The following is a 14553-nucleotide window of genomic DNA, read 5'->3' as shown; positions in this document are numbered from 1 at the left end:
ACTAACCGTCCTCCTTGTAGAGCAGGAAAGTCACCCCGAAAAACATTGCTACGACAACTGGAAGCCACGCCGCAATATAAGTCGGCACGAATCCCGCATTGCCAAATGCTTTGACCAGAACCGAAACGACATAAAGCAGAAAGCCAGCGAGGACGCCACCCAGAATCATCGTTGCTGACTGCCCCATCCTCGCAAATTGCATCGACACTGTTGCAGCAATGAGAGTCATCGCAACCAGAAGGAAGGGAAGGGCGACAAGTGAATGAAATTGCATGGCGAATGCGTTTGCCCTGAGGCCAAATGAACGCGCAATTTCGATCTTTGCAGGCAGCTGGAAGAATGGAATCGTTTCCGGTCGCGCCAGTCGTTCCTGCACGAATTCCGGCTTCAGATTGGTTGGTACCTGGTCGGTCTTTTCAGAGGTGAAGTTCTCGGCGCCCTTCATGCTGCGGACATTGACGAGTTCCCAATGTCCTTCCCGCAGATAGGCTCGCTCGGCATCCTTGCGCTCGACCATGTTACCGCTCGAGTCGAAGACGAAGAACACCGCGTCTGCGAGTTCCAGGCCCTGGTTGAGGACCGCACGAGCGCCAATGATGACTTCGGTGCCGTTTGCTTTCTGCCGCAGCCATGGTGCAGAGAATGCCGAAACCGAATTCGACTGGCGCGAGCGCAGCTCGGATTCGATGTTTTCGGCACGCGAAAAACCGTGGGCCGCGATCGGGTTGAGGATGCCTACGGTGATCATGCCGAAAAGCAGGGCGCCGATGCAGCAGGGCAGCAGGAACTGCCACGCCGAAATGCCGGCGGCGCGCGCGATCACCAACTCGTAGCGACGGTTGAGCGACACAAGTGTCGCCATCGCGCTGAACAGAGCCACGAACGGCACTGTCTGCTGCATGATCATCGGCACGCGAAGTGCCGACACAGTAAGGGCCATGCTGAACTTGAATCCCGGCAGGCTGCCGACATTGCTGGAGAATTCAGTGACGTCGATGATGAAGATCAGCGCGAAAATGCCGATGAAGAACCATGTCGTGATGACGGCATAGCGAACCAGGAAATAGCGCCCGAGTGTCCAGCCCATCATGCCGCTCCCTGACCGGAAGCGCCGCCGCCGAGCCTGAGGCGGAAGGCGGTGAACCTGTCGCGGATGCGCGCCGCCATCGCCGCCACGCGGTCGGCGACCGAGACAGGCAGCTCCATGGTGCGGTTGTTGCGGATGAACCAGATGGCGAGCAATGACGCGCCGATCGGAATGCCATAGATGACGTAGCTGACCCACGGCACCGTCTCGGCCTTGCTGCCGGCGAAGAAACCGAGCCAGCGGAAGAACAGCGCGATGGTGACCGTGGTGATGAGCGGATGGATGCGCGCTTCACGGTGTGAACGCGCGTCGCCCGCCACGGCAAGTGCGATGAGCGCGAAGGCGATCGAATAGAACCATTCGGTGAAGCGGCGGTCGAGTTCGACCGTGAATAGCCGCGGATTGCGCTGATAGAATTTGTCGCTGTGCGAGGGGTCCATCAGGTAGGCTGTTGAACGATCCTTCGGCGCCATAGTGACCTCCTGGGCCGCAGCGGAGAATTCGCTGAGGTCGAAGGCATAGGAATCGAAGCTGATCACCGACACCTCGCCGCCCGGCGCCTTGCGGTGGATCACGCCTTCGTTCATCACCAGCATCTGCTTGCTGTCCCGCTCGATGAAGGAGCCGTCCTTGGCGTAGTAGACGAGGTCGACATTCGGTTCGCGTGAATCGGCGACGAAAATGCCGCCCAATCCGCCATTGGGCAGGCGTTCGCCGACCTGAACAAACAGACCTTCATCGACCTTGCGGAACGTTCCTTCCTGGATGATCAGCGACAAAAGGTCGGCGCGCGAAGTGGCGATCAGTTCGCGGTTGCGCTGGCGCGCCATCGGTTCGGCGACGTTGTCGATGACAAAGGAAAACAGGCTTGCGCCGATCGCTAGGATGAGGATGGGACGGATGACCGTCAGGCGCGAGGCGCCGGCGGCATTGAGAATCACCAGCTCGGAATCGCTGTTCATCGTGCTTAGCGTCAGCGCCACAGCGATGACCACTGCAAAGGGCACGACGATGGGGATGACGGTGGGCAAGATAAGTGCCGCCACCTCAAAGAAGGTCAGAGCCGACTGGCCGCTGTCGGTGACGAGGTCGATTCGCCCGAGCACCTGGGTGGTCCAGACGATGGCCAAAGTCCAAGTCAGCGCGGCGATGAAAACCACGAACGCACGACGCAGGATGTAGCGCTCAACAACCTTCATCGATGATCAGGATTCCGTGTTTCCGACTTGGCCGGCCGACAGGATGTCGCGTGGCCGGTGCGGGTCTAAGATATAGTCCAAGGCAAGCCGGCACAACTGGCCCCTTCAGGCCGACACTGTTCCCGCACCATCTCTCACCAAGCTCGAGTCTGGGCACTATTGGCTAAGAAAGGCCGAACAGAGGTGGTTAACGCGAGGTTTCTGACAATATTTCAACTTTAGCAATAGCTGGCCTAGATGACGGGAGGCTTGCCAAACTCTCGAAAACGACGAAATGTCGCGCACCATCAGAACGGGATCCGAAAGCAGGATATCATGACTTCTAAGCCGTCGATCAGTTTCGCAAAGCCGGGTGTGCCGAAAAAAGGCACCATTTTCATCTTCTCCGCCGAAGATGGAGGCCTGAGCGATGCGGCGCTCGCCTGTGATCCGGCCAAGACGCTCGACCGTGCCTTCCCCATCGCCGACTTCACCGGCAAGTTCGGCGGCGTGGTGGAAGTCCTCGCACCTGAGGGGACGGCGGCTGACCGGCTCGTTACTATCGGCGTCGGCAAGACCACGGCACTCGACGAATATTCCTGGCTGAAGCTTGGCGGCGCGCTCGCGGCCCAATTGCGCAAGGCGACCGAAGTGGCGGTGATTCTCGACATTCCGGGTGTTGCGGTCAATGGCGCTGCCGCCGCGGGCGTTGCCGCCGGCGTGCTGCTTCGGGCCTATACCTTCGACAAATACAAGACCAAGAAGGACAATGGCGACGGCAAGGCCGACGACAAGAAGCCGGCCAAGGTCGTGATCCATTGCGCCGATCCGGCAGCGGCCAAGAAGGCCTTCGCCGATGCCGAGGCCATCGTCGGCGGCGTGGTGCTCGCCCGCGATCTCGTCAACGAGCCGGCCAATGTGCTCGGTCCGGTGGAATTCGCCGCACAAGCCAAGGAGCTCGAAAAGCTTGGCGTCAAGGTTGAGATCCTGACCGAAAAGGAAATGAAGAAGCTCGGCATGGGCGCGCTGCTCGGCGTCGCCCAGGGGTCGGTGCGCCCGCCGCGCCTGGCGGTGATGCAGTGGAACGGCGGCAAGGCCAAGGACAAACCGATTGCCTTCGTTGGCAAGGGGGTGGTCTTTGATTCGGGTGGCGTGTCGATCAAGCCGGCGGCCGGCATGGAAGACATGAAGGGCGACATGGGCGGTGCCGCCGCCGTCACCGGCCTGATGCACGCGCTCGCCGCCCGCAAAGCCAAGGCCAATGTGGTCGGCATCATCGGCCTGGTCGAAAACATGGTCGACGGCAACGCCCAGCGCCCCGGCGACATCGTCACCTCGATGTCGGGCCAGACCATCGAAGTGCTGAACACCGACGCCGAAGGGCGCCTCGTGCTCGCTGATGCGCTTTGGTACTGCAACCAGCGTTTCGAGCCGAAGTTCATGGTCAATCTGGCGACGCTGACCGGCGCGATCATGGTGGCCCTTGGCCAGGGTCATGCCGGCCTGTTCTCCAACAATGACGAACTGGCGACCCGCCTGACGGATTCGGGCACGGTGACGCAGGAGAAGCTGTGGCGCATGCCGCTCGGCTCCGACTACGACAAGCTTATCGATTCCAAGAACGCCGACATGAAAAACATCGGCGGCCGTTATGGCGGCTCGATCACGGCGGCACAGTTCCTGCAGCGTTTCGTCAAGGAAACGCCGTGGGCGCATCTCGACATTGCCGGCACCGCGATGGGCTCGCCGACCAACGAGATCAACCAGTCCTGGGCCTCGGGCTACGGCGTGCGGCTGCTCGATAGGCTGGTGCGCGACCACTACGAAGGCTGAGCATCCAACAATCGGCCGCGTCGGGCTTGTCCGGCGCGGCGCGACGCTTCACCGCCGCGTGGAATTGGGGCATAGCATTGCCCTATGGCCGAAGTCCTTTTCTACCACCTGACCGAGTCGACGCTCGAAGATGCCCTTCCGGGCTTGCTCGAACGCAGCCTGCAGCGCGGCTGGAAAGCGGTAGTGCAGACCGGCACCGAGGAGCGTCGCGATGCGCTCGATGCGCATTTGTGGACATTTCGCGACGATTCGTTCCTCGCACATGGCAGCGACCGAGAGGCGCATGCGGCCGATCAGCCTGTGGTGCTGACGGTTAGCGAGGACAATCCGAACGCGGCTGAAATCCGTTTCCTGGTCGACGGTGCATCGCCGCCCGACATCGCGCCCTATCAGCGCGCGGTCTTCCTGTTCGACGGCCACGATGCGGCGCAGCTCGAAGGCGCGCGCGAACACTGGAAGACGATGAAGGCCGCTGGCCACACCGTCACCTACTGGCAGCAGACGCCGGATCGGCGCTGGGAGCGCAAGGCCTGAGGTCAGCAGATTCGTCGAGAATTTGACGGCGAGACCGGTTCCAAAGCTTGGGGCTGCACTTTCCGGCGCCGGGCAAAAGCCGTAGTAGGAGAGACGTTGTCCGTCCGCCCGCCGCATTGGTTAGATGGCGGCCACAGAGTATCGAGCACCATGCGGTTCCTGTTTCTTCTCATCCTGCTTGCCGGCGCCGGCCTCGGCATCATCTACCCTTGGGCCACCACCAATTTCACTGGCCACGAGATCGGCACCTATCGCGCCTATGATCGCGCGAGCGGGTTTCGCCCTGTCGAGGTGGCGCTGGCGACGGCCGATGCGCCGGTGCGGGTGCTTGTCGACCTGACGACATTGGCGCCGCCAGCGGTGACGCCTGCCCGCGCCGTGCTGACGATCACGGCGTCGACGCATGGCGAAACGGTCCTGGCCCAGGCGCTGAATTTCCAAGACACCACGCCGCGCGAGCGCAGCCCGCAGCTGCCCGATCCGATTTTTCGCGATGACGCTGGCCTGATCCGCGATGTGCAGCCGGGAACCTATCGGTTCGTCATCGGCCAGGGCGATGCCGATAATGTCCAGATCCAGCGCGTCGACCTCATCTTGCGCTCAGGCGGTGGCGAGGCCGACGCGCGCGCCCAGCCTGTCGGCATTTCGCTGATGGCGATCGGCTTCATCGGCCTGGTGCTGTCGCTGCGACGCGGCGGCGGTCGCCCTGAAAACCCGAATTCGCAGCCACCGGCGCCACGCTGGGGCAGGGGCACAGACAAATCATGAATTATCGCCACGTCTATCATGCCGGAAACTTTGCCGACGTGGTCAAGCACGCCGTGCTCGCCCGGCTGATCGAATATCTCAAGCGCAAGGACAAGGCGTTTCGGGTCATCGACACCCATGCCGGCATCGGCCTTTACGATCTTTCTTCGGAACAAGCGCGCAAGACGGGCGAATGGCATGACGGCATCGGACGGTTGATCGAGGCGAAGCTTCCGGCAGAGGCTGCGGAACTGCTTGCGCCCTATCTCGATGCCGTGCGTGCGGTAAACGCCGGGGGCGGTGTCGAAAACTATCCCGGCTCACCGCTGATCGCCCGGCATCTGCTGCGCAAGCAGGACCGGCTGTCGGCAATCGAACTGCATCCCGAAGATGCAAAGACGCTGGCTGCGCAATTTGAAGGCGATTTCCAGACCCGCGTCACCGAATTGGACGGCTGGCTGGCACTTGGCGCGCATCTGCCGCCGAAGGAAAAGCGCGGGCTGGTGCTGGTCGATCCGCCTTTCGAGATCGGCGGTGAGTTTGACCGTCTGGTCGACGGACTCAGGAAGGCGCACCGGCGCTGGCCGGGCGGTATCTTCGCGCTGTGGTATCCGGTCAAGGATCGCAAGGCGGTGGCGGCGTTCCGCGAAGGACTTGCTGACGCCGGCATTCCCAAGATCTTGGATATCGAATTCTATATCCGCCCGCCTTCCTCCGAGCCCAGGCTCGATGGCACCGGCATGGTGATGGTGAACCCGCCTTATCAACTGGAAGGCGAGCTGCGCACGATGCTGCCCGTGCTGAATAAGATTCTTGCGGAGGGCGCGGGCGCCAGCTGGTCGGTCGAGTGGCTCGCGGGCGAAACGGCGGCTTCTTGACCAGAACGCGGCGAAGCCGCAAACTAGGTTGCACCAGCCTTTGGAGTGGGAACCATGAGTCGCATCGCCAGCAGCATCTTTGCCGCAATCATCGGACTTGGAGCGGCCGGGCTCGGCACAGCCTCGGTGCAGGCCGCGGATATGGCGGTCTATTCCGACAATTCCGCCTATTCCGGATTGTGCGGCAATGCCTGGGTGCTGAATCGCATCACCAGCCGTTTCAGTCATCAGGTGCGCAACGTGCCAAACCTGCCTCAGGTCGGCATCAGCAATTTCCAGCGCATCTATGCGTCCCGCTATGAGCCGGCCAACGAAGACCACCCCATCGGCCGCACCTATTGCGGCGCCACGGTGACGCTGTCGGACGGTCGTGACCGCAGCATCTGGTACCTTGTCGAGGAAGGCATGGGCTTTGCCTCGATCGGCGACAATGTCGAGTTCTGCGTCGCGGGCTTCGATCGCTGGTACGTCTACAATGGTGGCTATAATGGCGATCAAGCTGGTTGCCGCGTACTGCGCTGAGGCAGGCTAGATTTAGCATGAGATTGTCGGCGCGGCGGCCGGTATTCGCGTTTGCCGCGCTGCTCGTGTTTGCCGCTTGCAAGCCGGCCGAGGAAAAGTCCAGTGAAACCAAGCCGCCCGCTTCGTCTGAAGCGGTTGTTCCCAGAGGGCAGGGCTTCGACTTCTACGTTTTGTCGCTATCGTGGTCTCCTAGCTATTGCGAGGCCGAGGGCGAGCAGGCCAATGGCCAGCAATGCCGTGCCGGCAGGCCCTATGCCTTCGTGGTCCATGGCCTGTGGCCGCAATATGAGCGCGGCTATCCACAGGATTGCCAGACCAATGACAGAGACGTCTCGGGAGATAAGCTGCGCGGGCTGTACGATCTGATGCCTTCGGCCGGCTTGATTCGCCACCAATGGCGCAAGCATGGCACCTGCTCGGGCCTCAGCCAGGACGACTATTTCAGGATGCTGCGCGCAGCGCGGCAAAAGGTCGAGATTCCCGCCGAGTTCAAGCGGCTCGATGCCTATCGCACCTTGCCGCCAGGGCAGGCCGAACGCGCCTTCTTGCAATCGAACCCAGCGATGAGGGCGGATGGTATCGCGGTCGCCTGCGACCGGCGCTATCTGCAGGAGGTGCGCATCTGCATGACCAAGGATCTCGACTTCCGTGCCTGCCCGGAAATCGAGCGGCGCGCCTGCCGGCTCGACAAGGTGGTGATGCCGCCTGTGCGTGGCCGCTGATTTAGCGCTACGCCGCGTTGCTGGCGAAAATCGCGCGGAATATGGTCCTCGCCAAAAGGGACCCGTATCATGCCGAAGCTTCTTTATTCCGCCACTTCGCCCTACAGCGCCAAGGTGCGTTTGGCAGCCACCTATGCCGGCATCGCCTTTGAGGCGGTGATTGTCGACACGGCCGCCCAGCCGGCGTTGCTGACCGATGCCAATCCGCTGGGCAAGATCCCTGTGTGGATCACCGATGAGGGCGACGGCATCTACGACAGCCGGGTGATCACGCAATATCTGAACCGGCTTTCGGGCAACAAGCTGTTCCCGCGCAACGCCGAAAAGCGGCTTGAAGCCGAGCGGCTGGAAGCAATCGCCGACGGCATCTGCGATTGCCTGCTGGCGATTGTCTATGAGCGCCGGTCGCGGCCTGAAGAACTGGTGCATCAGCCCTGGCTCGACAAGCAGTGGGCAAAGGCTGCACGCGCGCTTGACCTGCTCAATGCCAACCCGCCGAAGCTGTCGAAGTCGATCGGAGCCGGCCAGATCGCGCTGCGCACCGCCATCGCCTACATGGAGCTTCGCTTCGCCGGCAAGTGGGACAAGGGCCGCCCGCGTCTCAAGCGCTGGGCTGCGCGTTTCGATGAAAAATTCCCGGAACTGAAAGCTATCATCCCGCAGGCGTAGCCGGTTCAAACAACAAAAAAGCCGGGCGCGAGCCCGGCTTTTTCGTTTGTTGTGATCCTGAGGATCAGAACTTCATACCGACGCCGAACGTGACGCGGTGATCCTTGTACGACACGTCGTGGTTGGTACCACCGAGGTTGTAGCTGTCGGTGCCGAGGTCGGTGTAGCGGTACTCGACGCGGCCGAAGACCGACTCGGTCAGCTTGATGTCGGTGCCGACGCCGGCCGTCCAGCCGAGAGCGGTGTTGGACTCGCTGTTGCCGACGACGTCCGTGACCTTGACCTGCGAGCCAGCACCACCGGCCGTACCGTAGACCAGGATGTCAGGCGTGACGACATAACCCAGACGAGCGCGCAGCGAGCCTTCGAGGCCGCCCTTCACGGACATTCCAGCATTGTCGCCTTCCACGCCGTTGTAGCCGAGATCGGCTTCGCCACCGATGACGAAGTTTTCCATCTGGTAGTTGTAGCCGCCGAATGCGCCGCCAACGAAGCCGCTCGTGCCAATCTCGTTGTTGAAGGTCTTGTCATTCGCGTCGCCGCTGAAGCCATAACCGAGCGAGACACCGGCGTAGGGGCCCGACCACGTGTTGAGCGGGGGCTGCACCATCGGGGCGGAAGGTGCTGGCGGCTCTTCCATGACGACGTCGGCTGCGAATGCAGGCATAGCCGCCAGGGCGATCAGGCCGAAAGCCGCCGCGAGGGGACGGGCGTGCTTGAGAATGGCAGTCATAATTTCACTCCTTAAGCCAACTGAACACTGGCTCTTTTTTCGAAATGGCGCCCTTGATGAACCGTCCGGGGGGAGAAACGGTAGTGGCGCCGAACAGTGCTGAATGTCGTGTCGAAATGCGGCTGAACCGAACCTGAAGTGAGGTGATTGCCGGGCGCAAATGAGGCTGAAGCGTGACGTTGCGCTATTGCAACAACCTTGTCAGGAGCTTTGCTGACCATTTGCCGCAAGCCGCTTGGTACAAGGGGTTGGGCGTTCTATATCTCGCTTGCCGGCATGGTTCGCGGGCAGTGTTTTGGAGGGCGCCGAAGGCCTTCGCCACATTGCGGACAGATCGATGAACGGCTTTTTACAAAGGTTACCAAAAAGGGTGGCCGCACCTGCCTCAACGGAAGCTGGCAGATAGCATGAGAGGACGACTGGATGGCGAAGATGGCGGGCAATGTGCTGGTGACGGGTGGGGCCAAGCGTATCGGCCGCGCTATCGTGGAAGACCTTGCCGCGCATGGCTTTGGCGTCGCCATCCATTGCAACCGCGCCCGCGCGGCAGCCGACGACCTCGCAGCGACGATCAAGGCAAATGGTGGACGAGCAGTGGTCGTGCAGGCCGACCTTGCCGACATGGTTGCCGTCGACGCGCTGCTTTCGGAGGCCGAGGCAGCGCTTGGGCCAATAACGCTGCTGGTCAACAACGCCTCTGTCTTCGAAGGCGATTCGGTGACTGATTTCGGCTGGGAGGCCTGGGACAGGCATTTTGCCCTGCATGTGAAGGCGCCCGCACTGCTGGCGAAGAATTTCGCCGCGGCGTTGCCAGAAGGCGCCGAGGGGCTGATCGTCAACATGATCGACCAGCGCGTGCTCAAGCCGACACCGCAATATTTCTCTTATTCGCTGTCGAAGGCGGCACTTTGGGCCGCGACCAAAACGATGGCCCAGGCGCTGGCGCCGCGCATCCGCGTCAATGCCATCGGTCCTGGCCCGACGCTGCCGAGTTCGCGCCAGGACGCTGCAGCCTTTGGCGCGCAGCTCGACGGGCTGCTGCTGAAGCGGGGGCCAGCACTTGGCGAATTCGGTGCGACGATCCGTTACCTCTGGCAGGCGCGCTCGGTCACTGGCCAAATGATTGCACTCGATGGCGGCCAGCATCTTGCCTGGCAGACGCCCGATGTGACAGGCATGGTGGAATGAGTCCTCGCCAATCCGACACCAAGCCTAGCCCCGGAAAAGGCGGCAAGGCTGCCGAAGACATGCCCGACACCGAGCTCGATGACGACGAGGCGGTGGACGAGATTGTTGCGCCCAGCGGTGCGGATCTGCCTTTCACCGCCATAGACTGGACAGCGCACGCCGGCGACGCGGACGGCATGGTCGGCGCCGAGGTGATCCAGACGCTGGTCAAGCGGCTGCCCAATGCGCCGGGCGTCTATCGCATGATGAATGCCGCCGGCGACGTGCTGTATGTAGGCAAGGCGCGCAGTCTCAAGAAGCGCGTCACCAACTACGCGCAAGGGCGTTTCCACACCAACCGAATCGGCAAGATGGTGCGCGAGACGGCGACGATGGAGTTCGTTGTCACCCGCACCGAGATCGAGGCTTTGCTGCTCGAAGCGAACCTCATCAAGCGCCTGCGCCCGCGCTTCAACGTACTGATGCGCGACGACAAGTCGTTCCCCTATATCATGCTCACCAGCGGCCATGCGGCGCCGGGTATCTACAAGCATCGCGGCGCGCGCTCGCATAAGGGTGGCGATTATTTCGGGCCGTTTGCGTCGGCGCAGGCGGTGGGCCGCACCATCAATTCGCTGCAGCGCGCCTTCCTTTTGCGCAGCTGCACGGACTCGTTCTTCGAAAACCGCACCCGGCCGTGCCTGCTGTTCCAGATCAAGCGCTGTGCCGCACCTTGCACCGGCGAGATTTCGGCAGAGGGCTATGCCGAACTGGTCAGCGAGGCGAAGGATTTCCTCTCGGGCCGAAGCCAGAAGGTGAAAACCGAGATTTCGGGCCAGATGCAGCAGGCGGCCGAAGAACTCGATTTCGAGCGCGCGGCCGTCTATCGCGACCGTCTTGCGGCACTCTCGCATGTGCAGAGCCACCAGGGCATCAACCCGCAGACCATCGACGAGGCCGATGTCTTCGCCATCCATCAGGAGGGGGGGCAGACCGGCATCCAGGTGTTCTTCTTCCGCACCGGCCAGAACTGGGGCAACCGCGCCTACTTCCCCAAGGCTGATTCGTCGCTGGAGGCCGCCGAAGTGCTCGGCTCGTTCCTGGCCCAGTTCTACGACGACAAGCCGTGTCCGCGCGCGATCCTGCTGTCGCATGCGGTCGAAGAGCAAGAGCTTTTGGCTGAAGCGCTTTCCACCCGCGCCGGCCACAAGGTGGCGATCTCCGTGCCGCAGCGCGGCGAGAAGAAGGACATTGTCGACCACGCCGTACAGAACGCCCGCGAGGCGCTGGGGCGCAGGCTGGCCGAGACGTCAACCCAGGCGCGGCTTCTGGAAGGGTTCGCCCAGACCTTTGGACTGGAAAAGCCGCCGGTGCGCATCGAAGTCTACGACAATTCCCACATCATGGGCACCAATGCCGTCGGTGGCATGGTGGTCGCGGGGCCGGAAGGCTTCGTCAAGAACCAGTACCGCAAATTCAACATCCGCTCGACCGACATCACCCCCGGCGACGATTTCGGCATGATGCGCGAGGTCATGGAGCGGCGGTTTTCCCGGTTGCTCAAGGATCACGGCGACGAACAGCCTGACGCGGCCGAGGTCGAGGATGCCGGCGCGTTTCCGGCCTGGCCGGATGTCATCCTTATTGACGGCGGCCAGGGTCAAATGACCGCGGTCCGAGCGATGCTCGTCGAGCTCGGCATCGAGGACCGTGTCGTTGCGATCGGCGTCGCCAAGGGGCAGGACCGAGAAGCGGGACGCGAGCGTTTCTTCGTCAAGGGCAAGGATTCGTTCTCGCTGCCGGTGCGCGACCCCGTGCTCTATTTCGTCCAGCGCCTGCGCGACGAGGCGCATCGCTTTGCCATCGGCTCGCACCGGGCGCGGCGCAAGAAGGAGATGGTCAAGAATCCGCTCGACGAGATCGGCGGTATAGGGCCGAGCCGCAAGCGCGCGCTGCTCCTGGCTTTCGGCACCGCCAAGGCGGTGAGCCGGGCGGCGGTCGACGATCTGATGGCCGTCGAGGGCATTTCGGAATCCATCGCACGCCTTGTTTACAACCATTTTCACGATAATGGGTGATCAACGATAATTGTCGTCCGGCCTTCACCTGGACTACCGATAGGCAGTTGACCCCCAGCCCCCCATTCTGATTTCACTACGGCAGACGAAAGAGCAACAGAGACCATGGCCCAGCGCGCATTCAACCTGCCCAACATGCTTACCTATGCGCGTATCATTGCCGTACCGCTTGTCGTGCTTTGCTTCTTCCTCGAGGGCACTCTGAAATCGAGCGATTTTGCCCGCTGGAGCGCACTTGCCATCTTTGTGATCGCAAGCCTCACCGACTATCTCGATGGCTATCTGGCGCGCGCCTGGAAGCAGACGTCGAACATCGGCCGGATGCTTGACCCGATTGCCGACAAGCTTCTGGTCGCCACCTGCCTGCTTTTGCTGGCTGCCGACACCGACCATCGTGGCGGCATCGCCGGCTGGTCGCTGTGGGCGGCAATCATCATCCTGTGCCGCGAAATCCTTGTCTCGGGCCTGCGCGAATATCTCGCCGCCCTCAAGGTCAGCGTGCCGGTGACCCAGCTTGCCAAATGGAAGACGACGATCCAGATGGTGGCCATCGCGTTCCTGCTGGCTGGCCCCGCGGGCGACAAGATCTTCCCGCTCACCACCCAGATCGGCCTCGTGCTGCTGTGGATCGCAGCCCTTGTGACGCTATATACCGGCTATGACTATTTCCGCGCCGGCCTGAAGCACATCATGGACGAGTGAAGGCATGACCAAGCTCATCTATTTCGCCTGGGTACGCGAACGGATTGGCAAGACCGAAGAAGACGTCGACCTGCCCAGCGACGTGAGGACGGTCTCTGACCTGCTGCTTTGGCTCAAGTCGCGCGGCGAGGAATTCGAAAGCGCATTGCAGCATCCCGAGGTGATCCGCGTCGCGATCAATCAGGAGCATGTCGATCACCGCGAACTGATCGGAAGCGCAACCGAGATCGCGCTGTTTCCGCCGATGACCGGTGGCTGAAGCGATGACGGTCGCTGCCGTGCCGATGGTGCGCATCCAGGCGGCCGATTTTGATGTCGCCGCGGAAATCGGGCTGTTGACTGAGGGTAGGGCGGATGTCGGCGCGGTCGTGACCTTCACCGGCCTGTGCCGCGACGAGGCCGGAAGTCTCGCGGCGCTTGAGCTCGAACATTATCCCGGCATGGCCGAAGCCGAGATCATGCGCATTGCCCACGAGGCGATCGGACGTTGGCCCCTGGCCGGCATCACCGCCATCCACCGCTTCGGCCGCATCAAGCCCGGCGAAAACATTGTGCTGGTGGTCGCTGCGTCCAAGCACCGGCGGGCGGCGTTCGAGGCGGCAAGCTTCCTGATGGATTATCTGAAATCGCGCGCTCCCTTCTGGAAGAAGGAGCACCGCGTCGACGGCAGTGAAGGCGGCTGGGTCGACGCCAAGGAAAGCGACGACGCCGCTGCCGCGCGCTGGGCGAAATCCTGAGGTGGGCGCGACCTGCGCTCGCGGCCACGGAACCACCGCAATCCTTTGCACCTTCGATCGGTAGCGACATTTCATCCGGGGAGACAACCATGCTTGGCAAGCTCGCAGAATTCATCCTCTTTGGCTTCGCGCCGCTGCTGGTCGGCATTCTAGCTGTCCCGGAAATGGCTACGGCGGAAGAAAAGACGATCACGGGCGAGGTGCTCTACCGCGAGCGTATCGCGCTGCCACCGCATGCCGTGCTCACCGTGCAATTGGTCGACGTATCGCTGGCCGACGCGCCCTCGACCGTTGTCGGTCAGCAAAAGATCGATCCTGCCGGCCAGGTGCCGATCAATTTTTCCGTTCCCTTCAATCCCGCGGCCATCCAGCCCAATTTGAGCTACGCGCTCCAGGCCCGCATCACAGTCGACGACCGCTTGTGGTTCATCAATGACGTCCGCCATTCGCTCGACCCGCTGACCGCAGGCCCGCAAAGCATGGTGCTCAAGATGGTCAGCCAGGCGAGCGAGGAGAAGGCCGACGACATCTTCGACCGCGAATGGGTGGCCGAGGACATTGGCGGCACAGGCGTGCTCGACACGCCGCAGTCGTCCATGCGCATCGCTGTCGACGGCAAGGTGACCGGCCGCGGTGGCTGCAACAACTTTTTCGGCAAGGCGACTTTCGAGGGCAAGGGAATTTCCTTCGGCCCGCTCGGCTCGACCTTCATGGCCTGCCCCCAGCCTGTGATGGATCAGGAGCACAAGTTCCTCGAGGCGCTTGGCCGTGCCAAGAAGTATCGCGTCGAGAGCGGAAAGCTCGTGCTGGTAGGCGCGGACGGCAAGGAGATCCTGCGCTTCGGCGACGGCGCCTGATTGAATCGGTTTCTCGGGATATTGTCCCAAGAGCTTGAAAAGCTTGCTATGTGCGTCCTTCGAGGTTCGCCCACAGGCATTGATATCAAACTTTTGGTTGTCGTGCGGG

Annotated in this window: 16 protein-coding genes; 13 read left to right on the top strand and 3 right to left on the bottom strand. The window is 62.0% G+C overall.

What is annotated here, in order from left to right; translation table 11 throughout:
• Position 1: 1 nt before the first annotated feature.
• Both lptG and lptF read right to left on the bottom strand, forming a co-directional pair.
• Complete coding sequence (lptG, locus tag AC1DWF_RS04260) at positions 2 to 1090, bottom strand: LPS export ABC transporter permease LptG (protein WP_476782964.1); 1089 nt, start codon at positions 1088 to 1090, stop codon at positions 2 to 4.
• Entirely contained in the window at positions 1087 to 2286 is a 1200-nt protein-coding gene (lptF, locus tag AC1DWF_RS04255) for an LPS export ABC transporter permease LptF (protein ID WP_476782963.1), read from the bottom strand. Before lptF ends, lptG begins: the two co-directional genes overlap by 4 nt.
• A 315-nt stretch (positions 2287 to 2601) precedes the next feature.
• Between lptF and AC1DWF_RS04250 the strand changes: the two genes are divergently transcribed.
• The 7 genes from AC1DWF_RS04250 to AC1DWF_RS04220 all read left to right on the top strand — a co-directional run bounded on the left by AC1DWF_RS04250 (position 2602) and on the right by AC1DWF_RS04220 (position 8170).
• Complete coding sequence (locus AC1DWF_RS04250) at positions 2602 to 4098, top strand: leucyl aminopeptidase (protein WP_476782962.1); 1497 nt, start codon at positions 2602 to 2604, stop codon at positions 4096 to 4098.
• 84 nt (positions 4099 to 4182) lie between these two features.
• Positions 4183 to 4632 (top strand): DNA polymerase III subunit chi, encoded by a 450-nt coding sequence (locus AC1DWF_RS04245; protein WP_476782961.1) that lies wholly within the window; start codon positions 4183 to 4185, stop codon positions 4630 to 4632.
• A gap of 150 nt (positions 4633 to 4782) precedes the next feature.
• The gene (locus AC1DWF_RS04240) at positions 4783 to 5400 is read left to right on the top strand and encodes a hypothetical protein (RefSeq protein WP_476782960.1); all 618 of its coding nucleotides are present in this window, start codon (positions 4783 to 4785) and stop codon (positions 5398 to 5400) included.
• Positions 5397 to 6257, top strand: coding sequence for a 23S rRNA (adenine(2030)-N(6))-methyltransferase RlmJ (locus AC1DWF_RS04235; RefSeq protein WP_476782959.1), 861 nt, complete (start codon positions 5397 to 5399; stop codon positions 6255 to 6257). Before AC1DWF_RS04240 ends, AC1DWF_RS04235 begins: the two co-directional genes overlap by 4 nt.
• 54 nt (positions 6258 to 6311) lie before the next feature.
• Positions 6312 to 6779 (top strand): hypothetical protein, encoded by a 468-nt coding sequence (locus AC1DWF_RS04230; protein ID WP_476782958.1) that lies wholly within the window; start codon positions 6312 to 6314, stop codon positions 6777 to 6779.
• A gap of 17 nt (positions 6780 to 6796) precedes the next feature.
• Positions 6797 to 7501 (top strand): ribonuclease T2 family protein, encoded by a 705-nt coding sequence (locus tag AC1DWF_RS04225; RefSeq protein ID WP_476782957.1) that lies wholly within the window; start codon positions 6797 to 6799, stop codon positions 7499 to 7501.
• Between the two features lie 69 nt (positions 7502 to 7570).
• Positions 7571 to 8170 carry a glutathione S-transferase family protein gene (locus AC1DWF_RS04220; protein WP_476789434.1) on the top strand — a complete coding sequence of 200 codons (600 nt, stop codon included), beginning with the start codon at positions 7571 to 7573 and terminating at the stop codon, positions 8168 to 8170.
• 64 nt (positions 8171 to 8234) lie between these two features.
• On the opposite strand, the gene AC1DWF_RS04215 is transcribed toward AC1DWF_RS04220, so the two are convergent.
• Positions 8235 to 8903, bottom strand: coding sequence for an outer membrane protein (locus AC1DWF_RS04215; protein WP_476782955.1), 669 nt, complete (start codon positions 8901 to 8903; stop codon positions 8235 to 8237).
• A 423-nt stretch (positions 8904 to 9326) separates the two neighbouring features.
• Between AC1DWF_RS04215 and AC1DWF_RS04210 the strand changes: the two genes are divergently transcribed.
• From AC1DWF_RS04210 to AC1DWF_RS04185, 6 genes are all read left to right on the top strand, one after another.
• The gene (locus AC1DWF_RS04210; protein ID WP_476782954.1) at positions 9327 to 10091 is read left to right on the top strand and encodes an SDR family oxidoreductase; all 765 of its coding nucleotides are present in this window, start codon (positions 9327 to 9329) and stop codon (positions 10089 to 10091) included.
• A complete protein-coding gene (gene uvrC, locus AC1DWF_RS04205; RefSeq protein WP_476782953.1) occupies positions 10088 to 12148 on the top strand; it encodes an excinuclease ABC subunit UvrC in 2061 nt (686 codons plus the stop codon). The genes AC1DWF_RS04210 and uvrC overlap by 4 nt, the downstream gene beginning before the upstream one ends.
• Positions 12149 to 12253: 105 nt before the next feature.
• Positions 12254 to 12850, top strand: coding sequence for a CDP-diacylglycerol--glycerol-3-phosphate 3-phosphatidyltransferase (gene pgsA / locus AC1DWF_RS04200; protein ID WP_476782952.1), 597 nt, complete (start codon positions 12254 to 12256; stop codon positions 12848 to 12850).
• A gap of 4 nt (positions 12851 to 12854) precedes the next feature.
• Positions 12855 to 13109, top strand: coding sequence for a molybdopterin converting factor subunit 1 (moaD, locus tag AC1DWF_RS04195; protein WP_476782951.1), 255 nt, complete (start codon positions 12855 to 12857; stop codon positions 13107 to 13109).
• A gap of 4 nt (positions 13110 to 13113) precedes the next feature.
• Positions 13114 to 13587 carry a molybdenum cofactor biosynthesis protein MoaE gene (locus AC1DWF_RS04190; RefSeq protein ID WP_476782950.1) on the top strand — a complete coding sequence of 158 codons (474 nt, stop codon included), beginning with the start codon at positions 13114 to 13116 and terminating at the stop codon, positions 13585 to 13587.
• An 89-nt stretch (positions 13588 to 13676) separates the two neighbouring features.
• Positions 13677 to 14444: a YbaY family lipoprotein gene (locus AC1DWF_RS04185; protein ID WP_476782949.1), complete on the top strand. Its 768-nt coding sequence runs from the start codon at positions 13677 to 13679 to the stop codon at positions 14442 to 14444.
• The last annotated feature ends 109 nt before the right edge of the window (positions 14445 to 14553 follow it).

It is taken from the genome of Aminobacter sp. P4_D5 (genome assembly GCF_056401815.1).
Note: the sequence above shows the minus strand (reverse complement) of the source record. Positions and strands in the feature narration are given on the sequence as shown.